At 56.4% G+C, this 11,383-nt stretch carries 8 protein-coding genes; all 8 read right to left on the bottom strand.

Annotated features, from left to right (window positions below):
- The 8 genes from clpA to ACJU26_RS12620 all read right to left on the bottom strand — a co-directional run bounded on the left by clpA (position 1) and on the right by ACJU26_RS12620 (position 11,315).
- Complete coding sequence (gene clpA, locus ACJU26_RS12655) at positions 1–2,259, bottom strand: ATP-dependent Clp protease ATP-binding subunit ClpA (protein ID WP_414039990.1); 2,259 nt, start codon at positions 2,257–2,259, stop codon at positions 1–3.
- Positions 2,260–2,264: 5 nt separating this feature from the next.
- Positions 2,265–2,573 carry an ATP-dependent Clp protease adapter ClpS gene (gene clpS, locus ACJU26_RS12650; RefSeq protein ID WP_414039989.1) on the bottom strand — a complete coding sequence of 103 codons (309 nt, stop codon included), beginning with the start codon at positions 2,571–2,573 and terminating at the stop codon, positions 2,265–2,267.
- 168 nt (positions 2,574–2,741) lie between these two features.
- The gene (locus ACJU26_RS12645; protein ID WP_414039988.1) at positions 2,742–3,518 is read right to left on the bottom strand and encodes a peptidylprolyl isomerase; all 777 of its coding nucleotides are present in this window, start codon (positions 3,516–3,518) and stop codon (positions 2,742–2,744) included.
- A gap of 63 nt (positions 3,519–3,581) precedes the next feature.
- A complete protein-coding gene (locus tag ACJU26_RS12640; protein WP_414039987.1) occupies positions 3,582–4,145 on the bottom strand; it encodes a DJ-1 family glyoxalase III in 564 nt (187 codons plus the stop codon).
- Between the two features lie 110 nt (positions 4,146–4,255).
- Positions 4,256–5,701 carry a S41 family peptidase gene (locus ACJU26_RS12635; protein WP_414039986.1) on the bottom strand — a complete coding sequence of 482 codons (1,446 nt, stop codon included), beginning with the start codon at positions 5,699–5,701 and terminating at the stop codon, positions 4,256–4,258.
- 57 nt (positions 5,702–5,758) lie between these two features.
- Complete coding sequence (locus tag ACJU26_RS12630) at positions 5,759–7,234, bottom strand: murein hydrolase activator EnvC family protein (RefSeq protein WP_414039985.1); 1,476 nt, start codon at positions 7,232–7,234, stop codon at positions 5,759–5,761.
- Positions 7,235–8,764, bottom strand: coding sequence for a 2,3-bisphosphoglycerate-independent phosphoglycerate mutase (gene gpmI, locus ACJU26_RS12625; protein ID WP_414039984.1), 1,530 nt, complete (start codon positions 8,762–8,764; stop codon positions 7,235–7,237).
- Between the two features lie 64 nt (positions 8,765–8,828).
- Positions 8,829–11,315 (bottom strand): glycogen/starch/alpha-glucan phosphorylase, encoded by a 2,487-nt coding sequence (locus ACJU26_RS12620; RefSeq protein WP_414039983.1) that lies wholly within the window; start codon positions 11,313–11,315, stop codon positions 8,829–8,831.
- Positions 11,316–11,383 lie beyond the last annotated feature (68 nt).

The following is an 11,383-nucleotide window of genomic DNA, read 5'->3' as shown; positions in this document are numbered from 1 at the left end:
TTATTCCGCAGGCACCGCTTCGGGGATCAGCAGTTTGACTTTACCCTCCTCCAGGCTGGCACTGATCCGGGTGCCTTTGGGCAGGTCTCCGAAGAGAATATGTTCCGCCAGCGGCTTTTTCAGATGTTCCTGAATGACCCGAGCCATGGGTCGGGCGCCCATCTGCGGATCATAACCCTTGTCAGCCAGCCACTGGCGGAGCTCGGGACTGATTTCGAGGCTGTAGCCCTTAGCGAGTAACTGCTCATCCAGCTCCATGATGAACTTGTCGACCACATGGAGGATGTTTTCCCGGGACAGGGCGCTGAAGGGCACGACGGCATCCAGACGATTCCGGAATTCCGGTGAGAATACCCGGCGGATGGTTTCCATTTCCTGACCGCCTTCCTTTTCTGCGGGTTTCATGAAACCAATGCTGGCCTTGTTCCGGGATTCCGCTCCGGCATTGGTGGTCATGATCAGGACGACATTGCGGAAATCCACGGAACGCCCCCCGGCATCGGTCAGTTTGCCATGATCCATGACCTGCAGCAGGACATTGAAAATATCCGGATGGGCTTTTTCGATTTCATCGAGGAGCAGCACGGAATGGGGATTACGGCTGACGGCCTCGGTCAGCTGTCCCGCCTGATCATGACCCACATAGCCCGGAGGGGCGCCAATCAGGCGGGATACCGTATGGCGTTCCATGTACTCGCTCATATCGAAGCGTAACAGGGGAATCCCCAGCAAACTGGCCAATTGCCGACTGAGTTCGGTTTTGCCGACACCGGTGGGGCCGGAAAACAGGAAGGTACCCACCGGCTTTTCATGATGGCGGAGTCCGGCCCGAGCCATTTTGATGGCGGAAGAAAGTTCCTGAATGGCTTTCTCCTGGCCATAAATCACCAGCCCCAGATCTCTTTCCAGGTTTTTCAGAGCCTGCCGGTCATCCAGCGAGACATTTTTACCGGGAATCCGGGCCACCCGTGCCACCATTTCTTCAATATCATGAATGCCAATGATTTTTTTCCGTTTAGAGAGCGGCAGCAAGGCTTGGGCTGCACCCACTTCATCGATGAGATCGATGGCTTTGTCCGGCAGGTAGCGGTCATGAATATGCTTGACCGAAAGTTCCACGGCCGCGCGTAGGGCAGTGTCGGTGTAGCGCAGATGGTGATGCTGCTCAAACTGGCTTTTCAGACCGCGCAGAATCTGCACGGATTCTTCCTGGGAAGGTTCCGGAACATCAATTTTCTGAAAGCGTCGGGTGAGGGCGCGGTCTTTCTCGAAATGCTGGCGAAATTCCTGGTAGGTGGTGGCACCAATGCATTTGAGTTCGCCGGAGGCCAGCGCCGGCTTGAGCAGGTTGGAGGCATCCATGGCTCCTCCGGAAGCGGCTCCGGCACCAATCAGGGTATGGATTTCATCGATGAAAAGGATGCTGCCCCGCTGTTTGCGCAGGGCTTTCAGGACGGCCTTGAGGCGCTCTTCAAAGTCGCCGCGATAGCGGGAACCGGCAATCAGGGCGCCGAGATCCAGCGCGTAGATGGTCACACCTTCCAGCATTTCCGGGACCTTTCCGGCGACTATGGCGCGGGCAATGCCTTCCACAATGGCGGTCTTGCCAACCCCGGGCTCGCCCACAAACAAGGGATTATTTTTGCGGCGCCGCGCCAGCACCTGCAAGGCTCTGATGACTTCATCCTGACGCCCGATCAAAGGATCAAGGCGACCGGCTCTGGCCATGGCATTCAGATTGCGGGCATAGGCTTGGAGAGGGTCCTTGCTGTTCCCTTTTTTTTCGGTGTTCCCTTCGATCTCCTCTTCTTCCTCATCCATGGCTTCATCCTTGCGCAGGCCGTGCGCCAGATAGTTGACAACGTCCAGTCGGGTCACATGTTCTTTTTGCAAGAAGTAAACCGCGTGAGATTCGCGTTCGGCAAACATGGCGACAATCACATTCGCGCCGGAAACCGCCTCCTTACCTGCGGATTGCACGTGGTAAAGGGCGCGCTGAATGACGCGCTGAAAGCCTACCGAAGGTTGGGTGTTGACAGTCCCAGCGGGACCCACGGCCGGAACCTTACGCTCCAGAAAGTTCTGCAATTCCAGGGAAAGATGGGTGGTATTGCCGCCACAGGCCTGCAGGACATCCAGTCCCTCCGGATTGTCGAGCAGAGCCAGTAGCAGATGTTCTACCGATGCATATTCGTGCCCGTACTGGCGAGCGATCTGGAATGCCTGGTTGATGGATTTTTCCAAGGCCTTGTCGATCATCGGTATTACTCCTTTTCCATGATACAACGGAGCGGGTGCTGGTGCTGTTGGGCATCCGCCGTCACCAGGGCGACCTTGGTTTCGGCCAGATCATAAGGGAACACCCCACAGAGCCCCTTTCCTTGATGATGTACGGACAGCATCACCGCAACCGCTTCTGCGTGGGGCTTGTGAAAATAGGTTTCCAGGATATGTACGACGTAATCCATGGGGGTGAAATCATCGTTCATCAGCAGGACCTTGTACATCCTAGGCTCTTCCGTTTTCGGATCACGCTCGAGGATGGTACTGCGGCGATACTGCGTTTTACTCATTTCCATGCTCCATAATCTGTATTCTATACTTCCATTGTGGCGTCTGCCCCGACTGCTGGCAAGGCGTTCCCTTCTCAGGAAGGTACCCAAATCCTCAAATATATGGGGGCATATAAGGCCAAAAAAAAGCGCCGGGAATAACCCGGCGCTGGATGCCAATGAATCTACTTACTTGGTGATGTCGATTTTTGCCTGACTGCGCAAGTGGGATACGAACTTGGCGGCTTCCTGCTGGGAAAGCTGCGCCTTGATGCGACTTTTCATGGCACTGAGAGGGGGCGGTGTCAAAGCACGCGTCGCCTGCACTTCGATGATATGATAGCCAAACTGGGTCTGGACCGGGCCTACGGGCTTATCGATGGGGGCCGTTTCAATGGCCTGGGCAAAGGGCGGCACCACCATCCCGGGAACAATCCAGCCGAGCTCGCCACCGTGAGCAGCACTGGCCTTGTCGATGGAGTCTTTTTCCGCCAGGGTGGAAAATTTCTTACCGGCCTTGAGTTCAGCCAGAATCTTGTCGGCTTCGGCCTTGGTCTTCACCAGAATATGGCGGACTTCATATTCTTTTTTGCCCATGGCTGCGACAAACTTGTTGTAAGCCGCCTGGATATCGGATTCGGGAATCGGATGCTGCTGAACATATTGATCCACAGCCGCATCGGCCAGGATCTGGCGCTTGGCCATGGCCAGACGTTCTTTGACATCGGCAGACTGGCCCAGATTGTGGCTGGTGGCATACTGGGACAGCACTTCCATGTTGACCAGATTTTGCACGACCTGCTCGTGGGCATTGGGCTCTTTGGCCAGCGCCGGGCTCATGGACATGATGGCCTGGACTTCACTATTGTCGATGGGAGTACCATTGACCGTAGCAACAGGAGCAGCAAAGGCAGGTATTGCAAAGGCGCTGACAGTGGCAGCAAGAATGACCGCGCGAAGTTTCATAAATATTCCTTCAGGTTAAGTGATGCTCCCCTATTATCCACAGTCACAGACAAAGGGGAAGTCTCAGCAGGAACTACGTTGCAGTGGAATTTCTGTTTCCTGTCTTTTTTCAGGCCCCAGAAGAAGCTCCACCAGGGTAAGGGCAAAATCCATGGCTGTACCAGGCCCACGGGAAGTGATCAAGGGGCCATCGACGACTACGGCGGAACTTTCGTAGTGATACTGGTGGCTGAGCGGATCCAGCACCCCGGGATAGGCAGTGACATGCCGGTTGTCCAGCAGATGCTGACGGGCCAGGAGTCCGGGCGCGGCACAAAGGGCGGCAATCAGTGCACCCCGCCGGGTTCTTTGTTGCAGCAGGGTCAACAGGGGCGCATGTTTTTCGAGATTTTCCACACCCCCCGTGCCTCCAGGCAAGAGAACCAGATCATAGTCCGTTTCCAGGATATTCTCCCAGACCTGATCCGGGTACAGACTAAGCCCCCGTCCGCCGGTGACCGGCCCGGGAGTAAGGCCGGCAAGCACTACCCGACAACCTGCGCGGCGCAGAATGTCGCTACAAATGACCACTTCCATGTCTTCAAAACCTGCTGCTACGGGTATGAGTACCTGAATGGCTGAAGACATCAGTGGGATACTCCGTGATTTTCTCTGCTTGACATGTCGGTTATCACCGCTTCACTTCCAAGATTCCGAAATCTTTGACCCGTTTCCCACAGGATTTTATCCCTCCAGCATTACTGGCCGGAGACCAGAGCCAAGGGAATCACTTCCTGCACTCTGTGGCCATGCTCATCCACAGGCACCGCTTTGTTTTCCAGGATGCGCAAAGCCTCATGCAACACATAATCTTTTTCCAGATTCGGTTTGAGAATGCTGGATGCCTCCATGGCATCCTCCTGGCTGGATGCACTGCTGGTCTTGGCCGTGGCGAGGGTTGGCTTTGCGGGCGCTGCGCTAATGATATATTGGGGTTTTACCTGGCTGCAGGTATCTGGAGCCTTGAGTACACCCTTTAATTCAGATTCCTTGAGGAGGTCTTCATCCATCGCCCGTAATTGCGGATTGGTCGGCTGAATTTCGACATTGGGAACAATTCCTTGACTTTGAATGGAGCAGCCTGCCGGGGTGTAATAAAGGGCTGTCGTGAGTTTCAGTGCTCCGCCATTGCTCAGGGGAATGACAGTCTGCACAGACCCCTTGCCGAAACTGCGTTGACCCATGATGAGGGCGCGATGATCATCCTTGAGCGCGCCCGTCACAATTTCGGCGGCGGAGGCCGAGCCACCGTTGATGAGCACGATCATGGGCGCGCCGTGCAGATAATCGGGACCATGGGCCGTAAAGCGCATATCACTGTCGGGGGTCCGGCCCTTGGTATAGACAATCAGGCCCTTGTTCAAGAAGGTGTCGGCGGTCTCGATGCCCGCACCCAATACACCCCCGGGATTGTTGCGTAAATCCAGAATCAGGCCCTTCAGATGCCCCTGGGCCTCCTTTTCCAGTTTTTCCACGGCCTTGCGGGTTTCCCGGCCCGTATTTTCCTGGAACTGGCTGATGCGAATATAGCCATAGCCCGGCGCCAGCATGGCGGAGCGGACACTTTGCACCTTGATGATGGCTCGGGTGAGGGTCAGATGCAGGGGCTGGTTCTGATGTGGACGGAGAATGGTCAGGGTGACCTGGGTACCTGGTTTGCCGCGCATCATGTCGACGGTTTTCTGCAGACCAATACCTTGCAGGACCTTGCCATCGATTTTGATGATCAGATCGCCGGGTTCGATACCTGCCTTGGCGGCCGGGGTGCCATCGATGGGGGCCACAACCTTGAGTACCCCATGATCTCCCGTGACTTCAATCCCCAGGCCACCAAATTTCCCATCGGTGACCACCTGCATTTCCTTGAATTCCTTGGGCGTCAGGTAAGCTGAGTGGGGATCCAGCGCGCTGACCATGCCGCTGATGGCACCGTCCATCAATTTTTTGTCGGAAGTGGGATCCACATAATTGGATTTGACGATTGCAAATACCTGACTGAGGGTCTGGATTTGTTGCAGGGGGATATGGCTCTGATCCGTATCGGCCAACGTATTGCCCGCATAGGTACAACCCAGTACCAACAGGACGCTGAACCTGAGCCAGTGACCAGATGGGCGGGATAAAATGCGTCGCAGCGGGATCATGATGGTTTTCTCCAAAAGCAGGTCGCCGATTTCCGAAAAGGCATGGCCCGGACGGAATCAGTTGTGAATGTAGTCCAGGGGATTGACGGGATGACCGGCATTGCGAATCTCGAAGTACAGCCCATCATTCCCCAGCTCGCCGCCACTGCCCACCGTACCGACCTGATGACCCGCCGCGATTTGTTCGCCCACGTGGGCATCGGTGGAACCCAGGTGCCCATAGATGCTGAGCAGACTATGACTGATCTGAACAATCACGATTTGCCCATAACCTCTGAGTGGCCCCGCATACAGTACCATACCAGGGGCGATGGCACGAACCGGCGTGCCTTGCGCGGCCTGAAAAGTAATGCCTTGCCAGTCCAGGCCGCCGGTCACGCGCGGACTGCCATAGCGGGCGGTAATGGGGCCGTTGACAGGAGCAGGATAGCGGCCATGACCGATGATCGGGGTGCTGGGCGGATGCAGGCCCGCGCTGGAAGCGGGACGAGGTGCAGGGCTGGGCGACGGAGGCGTTGATGGCACTACGGGTGCGGGAACCGGTTGTTGCGGCACGGTGCTGATTCGCGGAGGACGTACTTCCGTGGTCGGTGGAACGGCCTTTTCAGCAGCCCGCTGGACCTGTTCAGCCCGCTTTTCTTCCTGGGCTTTTTGCGCGGCCGCGCGTTGCTCGGCCAGTTTCTCTGCAGCCAGGCGGCGCTGTTCGGCAGCCTGGGCTGCGGCCGCCGCGCGTGCCCTTGCCGCCGCTTCGGCAGCCGCCTTGCGCCGGGCCTCGGCAACGGCTTCCTGATGCCGGAACTGGACGACCAGACGATTCACCAGACCATTGAGAATGTTGGCATTGGCCTGTAGCTCGGCAATTTTGGCCTTGTCCTTGGCAATTCGGTCAGTGAGTTGATGTTCCAGCGTGGCATGTTGCTGACGCTGCTGGTTCAGCGTGTTTTCCTGAGCCTGGATTTGCGCGGCGAGTTTGACCAAACCGGCCTCCCGCTGTTCCACCTGTTGGCGGGTCTGGACAATTTGCGTGGCGGTGTTTTGCGTTTTGACAATGAGCGCCGCCCGGGCTTTGGCCAGAGAGGCATAAAAAACGCTCATCCGCCCCAGTTCTCCAGGTTTTTCCGTTTGCAGCCAGACCGCGAGGGGGGTGCTGCCACCCAGCATGTAAGCCCCTTGCAATTGCTTGCCGAGGATACCCTTCTGCTGGATCAGTTCGGTCTGCAGGGCAGCGATTTTTTGTTTCAGGGCGTTCAGTTTGCTTTGGGTTTGCTGCTGTTGGGCCTGGATATGGATAAGCTTTTTTTGTGTTGCCGCGATTTTTTGATCCAGCACCTGGATTTCCTGGCGAAGCTCCGCCTGGGTTTTTTGGCCGGCGTTCAGATGGGCCTGGATTCGGCCCAGGTTCTCGTGAAGATACTCCAGTTTTTCGCGATTGCTTTGTATTTTTTCCTGAAGGGAACTGGCATCTGCTCCCAGCGGGAGCAATCCCGTCATCACCAGCAGGGTCACCGAGCGAAGCAATATCCGCGATGTCATTTAGATGATCTGAACCAGGTTTTTTCCACCCATTTCCGGGGGGATGGGTAGACCCATGAGATGCAGCAGGGTGGGTGCAAGATCTTCCAGGGCCCCGCCCGTCCGGAGTTCGGCGGGACGGCCAATGTACAGGAGGGGTACCGGGTTACAGGTGTGGGAGGTGTGTGCCTGGCCGCTTTCGCTATCCAGCATCTGTTCGACGTTACCGTGGTCTGCGCTGATGAGCACTTCTCCCCCCACGTGACGGACGGCGCTGACGATACGGCCAAGACTCTGATCGACAGCCTCCACTGCGGCAATGGCGGCACTGAGCTTGCCACTATGACCGACCATGTCGGGATTGGCGATATTGCCAATGATGGCGTCATATTTTCGACTTTCCACTTGTTCCACCAGGGCATCGGTGAGCGCCTGAACACTCATTTCCGGTTGCAGATCATAGGTGGCAACCCTGGGGGAGGGGATCAGGATACGATCTTCACCCGGATAAACGGTTTCGTTGCCGCCATTCAAAAAGAAGGTGACATGGGCATACTTTTCCGTTTCGGCAATGCGCAACTGATGTAAGCCATGCTTGGCCAGCCATTCGCCCAGAGTGTTTTTGAGACGGGTAGGAGGAAAAGCGACGTGGACATGAAAATGTTCGCTGTACTCGGTGAGGGTCACGAAGTCGGCCAGTTTCGGGGTGATCTGCCGGGTAAAACCATCAAAATCAGGCTCGATGAATGGGCGGGTAATCTGCCGGGCGCGATCGGAACGAAAGTTCATGAAGAGCACGGCATCATGATCCTGGATGCAGGTGGGTGTGCTGCCAATGGACGAGGGGGCGACAAATTCGTCACTTTCACCGCGCGCATAGGCGGCTGCCAGGGCTTCCTGGCCGGTGGCGTAGGATGTTCCGGTACCCATGGTCAATAAATCATAGGCCTGTTGCACTCGATCCCAGCGATGATCCCGGTCCATGGCATAAAAACGGCCGATCAGGGATGCCAGTTTGCCACCGTGGGCATTGATCTGGGCATCGAGCTTGTCCAGAGAAGCGGCGGCACAGCGTGGCAAGCTGTCCCGTCCATCCAGAAAGGCATGCACATAGACGCGCTCCGCTGCCCGTCCCCGGGCCAGGCGCAGGGCCGCAAACAGATGTTCTTCATGGGAGTGCACCCCGCCCGCCGAGAGCAGTCCCAATATGTGGACAGCTCCGCCCTGGGCCTGGGCCGCATCCACTGCGGCACAGAGGACGCTGTTCTTGTAGAAACTGCCGTCCAGTATTCCCCGGTTGATGCGTTCATATTCCTGGTAGACCACTCGTCCGGCACCGATATTGATATGCCCGACTTCACTGTTGCCCATCTGGCCGCCGGGCAGGCCTACGGAAGCGCCAGAAGCGTTGAGGAATTGATGGGGGTGACTACGCCACCATCCATCCCAGTTGGGAGTGTGGGCCAGGGCAATGGCGTTATTTTCAGGGTCTTCGCGATAGCCCCAGCCATCCAGAATCAACAGGAGTATGGGGCGCGGTGGGTGAGCCATCAATGTTCTCTGACCAGGAAATGATTAGCAACAATGTGTATTAAAACAGATTGGCTGGATTCTGTCATGGGGCCATCTCCAGAGGCTGGAGATGCCAGATGTCGGCGTTGTATTCCCGGATGGTACGATCACTGGAAAAAACACCGCTGGCGGCCGTATTCAAAATACTCAGGCGTTGCCACTCGGTCTGGTCACGCCACAGGGCAGCTGCTTCCTGTTGCTTGAGTTTATAACTGGTGAAATCGGCAAGTACCATCCAGGGATCATGGGGATTGTTCAGGGCCTGGATGATGGGATCGAAAATGCCCGGTTCAAAGGCATTGAAAAAACCACTGTACAACAAGTCCATCACTCTCTGCAGATCAGGGTCGGCCTGCAGGTAAATTTCGGGCCGATAATCATGGCGTAATTGGCTGACCTCCTGGGCATTCAGGCCGAAGAGGAAAAAATGCTCGGGGCCGACCGCCTCGCGAATTTCGATATTGGCACCATCCAAAGTCCCGATAGTCAGGGCGCCGTTCATCATGAACTTCATGTTGCTGGTTCCGGAGGCCTCCTTGCCCGCCGTCGAAATCTGCTCGGACAGATCGGTGGCCGCACAGATTTTTTCCATGAGGGACACCCGGTAGTCCGGCAGAAAACAGACCCGCAAGCGACCATCAGTATCGGCATCATGATTGACGACGTTGGCAATATTGTTGATGAGCTTGATGATGCGTTTGGCCATGAAGTAACCCGGCGCGGCCTTTCCGGCAAAGAGGACATTGCGCGGGGTGACCTCGGCACTTTCACCCCGTTTGATGCGGTCGTAAAGGTGAATGACATGGAGGGCATTCAGGAGTTGGCGTTTGTATTCGTGAATGCGTTTGACCTGGGTGTCGACCATGGCGCCGGGAATGAACTGCACGCCGGTGTGTTCCTGCACCAGCCGGCCCAGGCGGGCTTTGTTGATTTGCCGGACGGCATCCCAGCGTTTGCGGAATGCGGGGTCTTCTGCAAAGGGGGCGAGCTTTTTCAGATGATCCAGATCGTTTTCCCATTCGTGACCAATGTGCCTGGTGAGCAGTTCCCGCAAGGCAGGATTGGCCCATTGCAACCAGCGGCGAGGGGTGACACCATTGGTCTTGTTGTTGAATTTCTTGGGCCAGAGCCGATAGAAATCGGCAAACAATTCCTCACAGAGCAGTTTTGTGTGGAGTGCGGCGACGCCGTTGATGGAGAAGCTGCCGACCACCGCCAGGTGCGCCATGCGTACCATCTGTTCGTCACCTTCTTCAATAATGGACAGACGCTGCAGTAGGGCCGTATCACCGGGAGCCTTGCGGGCGACTTCCTGGAGGAAGCGACCATTGATCTCAAAAATAATTTCCAGCAGGCGGGGCAGGAGTTGGCGAAACAGGCGCACCGACCAGCGTTCCAGAGCCTCGGGAAGCAGGGTATGGTTGGTATAGGCCATGGTATGGCTGGTGATGTCCCAGGCACTCTCCCAGTCCAGGCCATGCTCGTCCATCAGCAGGCGCATCAGTTCCGGCACCGCGCAACTCGGATGGGTGTCGTTGAGCTGAAAACAGTGGTGTTTGGCAAAATGACGGAAATCCTCGCCGTGGCTGGCCACCCAGTCGGCAACCACGTCCTGGAGGCTGGCCGAGGCCAGGAAGTACTGCTGACGCAAGCGCAGTTCCTTGCCGTTCTCGCTGCTGTCATTGGGGTAGAGCACCATGCTGATATGCTCGGCGTTGTTTTTGGCCGCCACCGCTTCCGGGTAGGCCCCCGCGTTGAATTCACCCAGATCGAATACATCGGTGGAAGCCGCGCGCCAGAGTCGCAGGGTGTTGACGACTTCATTACGATAGCCGGGTATGGGAATGTCATAGGGGACGGCGAGCACATCATGGGTATCTACCCAGCGATGATGTAATTTTCCCTGGACGTCCGTATAAACGTCGCTGCGCCCAAAAAAATGAATATGCCGCACTCGTTCCGGGCGTTTCAGCTCCCAGGGATAGCCGTTCTTCAGCCAGTGATCCGGTTCTTCCACCTGTTCACCGCCCCGGACTTCCTGACGGAACATGCCGTAACCGTAGCGAATGCCATAGCCCGTGACGGGCAGTCCAAGGGAGGCACAGCTATCCAGAAAGCAGGCCGCAAGTCGGCCCAGGCCGCCGTTGCCAAGTCCAGCATCGGGTTCTGCCTCAATGATGTCACGCAGTCTGCGATGTTCCTGTTCAATGGCTTTTTCGGCAGCTTCTTCCAGGCCAAGGTTGAGCAGGGTGTTGCCCAGGCTGCGACCGAGCAGAAATTCCAGGGACAGGTAAAAGGTGCGTTTGCCTTTTTCCTCCGCCACCTTCTTTTGGGTTTTTTTCCAGCGCTCCACCAAACGGTCGCGCAAGCTCATGGAAAGCGCCGTATAGAGGTTGTTTTTTGAAGCGTGTTCCTCTTCGGCACCCAGGGTGTAGGAGAGATAGTGGCGGGTGTCGGAACACAGACTGGTATCATCCATCCCAAGAGGGGGTAATTGGCATGCATTTTTGCGGGAATGTCTGGCAGGCATGGTGAGAGTCCTCTAAAGGCGATGGTAACTGTTTTCATCATAGAATAAGATTATGGGCAACGGAAATG

The sequence above is a fragment of the Acidithiobacillus sp. M4-SHS-6 genome (genome assembly GCF_047421495.1).
In the GTDB taxonomy this organism is placed as follows: domain Bacteria; phylum Pseudomonadota; class Gammaproteobacteria; order Acidithiobacillales; family Acidithiobacillaceae; genus Acidithiobacillus.
Note: the sequence above shows the minus strand (reverse complement) of the source record. Positions and strands in the feature narration are given on the sequence as shown.

What these genes read in the sequence shown, in the direction of transcription:
- ACJU26_RS12620 (WP_414039983.1), bottom strand. Translation starts at nt 11,315, where the DNA reads ATGCCTGCCAGACATTCCCGCAAAAATGCATGCCAATTACCCCCTCTT.
- ACJU26_RS12630 (WP_414039985.1), bottom strand. Translation starts at nt 7,234, where the DNA reads ATGACATCGCGGATATTGCTTCGCTCGGTGACCCTGCTGGTGATGACG.
- ACJU26_RS12635 (WP_414039986.1), bottom strand. Translation starts at nt 5,701, where the DNA reads ATGATCCCGCTGCGACGCATTTTATCCCGCCCATCTGGTCACTGGCTC.
- ACJU26_RS12645 (WP_414039988.1), bottom strand. Translation starts at nt 3,518, where the DNA reads ATGAAACTTCGCGCGGTCATTCTTGCTGCCACTGTCAGCGCCTTTGCA.
- clpA (WP_414039990.1), bottom strand. Translation starts at nt 2,259, where the DNA reads ATGATCGACAAGGCCTTGGAAAAATCCATCAACCAGGCATTCCAGATC.
- clpS (WP_414039989.1), bottom strand. Translation starts at nt 2,573, where the DNA reads ATGAGTAAAACGCAGTATCGCCGCAGTACCATCCTCGAGCGTGATCCG.
- gpmI (WP_414039984.1), bottom strand. Translation starts at nt 8,764, where the DNA reads ATGGCTCACCCACCGCGCCCCATACTCCTGTTGATTCTGGATGGCTGG.
- ACJU26_RS12640 (WP_414039987.1), bottom strand. Translation starts at nt 4,145, where the DNA reads ATGTCTTCAGCCATTCAGGTACTCATACCCGTAGCAGCAGGTTTTGAA.